This window comes from Psychrobacter sp. TB20-MNA-CIBAN-0197 (assembly GCF_040309765.1).
Classification (GTDB): domain Bacteria; phylum Pseudomonadota; class Gammaproteobacteria; order Pseudomonadales; family Moraxellaceae; genus Psychrobacter; species Psychrobacter submarinus.
This window is the reverse complement of sequence record NZ_JBEOPC010000117.1, coordinates 1-433: the sequence shown is the minus strand read 5'-3', so window position 1 is coordinate 433 and position 433 is coordinate 1. Positions and strand designations below refer to the sequence as shown.

Here is a 433-nt window from a genome sequence, read left to right as displayed (position 1 = left end):
GAATAATACTAAAAGGGCATACTCAAGTAATGTCATACCGTTTGAGCTTAAAATCTCAAACATAATAGATATGCCGTAGCCAGATGTGCCAAGTGCCGCAATGGCAAATAGCCATACTCTTAGTGTTTTGAATGGCATTGGAGTGCCCCTACCTTTATTACTTGATGTCATTTGGGTACCAAACATAGCTCCATACCTCGCTAATTTCTTTATCATGCAGCTTTAACGATAAGCGCATGTCTACAGGTTTACCGTTTTGTGGAGCTATTTTAAAAGCAACTCGCCAGCCTAATGAATCAGGTAATTTTTGCACAGTTACATCTCTAACCTCACCCGTTGTTAATTGGATGTCGGCATTTAAATTTAACTTTTCTGAAAGCTTATTTATATCAGGCCCAGCAAAATCAACCGTAAATTGGCGATGGCTTTTAGG

Annotated in this window: 1 protein-coding gene; it reads right to left on the bottom strand. The window is 39.0% G+C overall.

Going from position 1 to position 433, the window contains the following annotated elements:
• Nucleotides 1-157 precede the first annotated feature (157 nt).
• Nucleotides 158-433: glucan biosynthesis protein (locus tag AAEY83_RS12920; RefSeq protein WP_351059315.1), on the bottom strand; the 276-nt coding region annotated here is incomplete at its 5' end.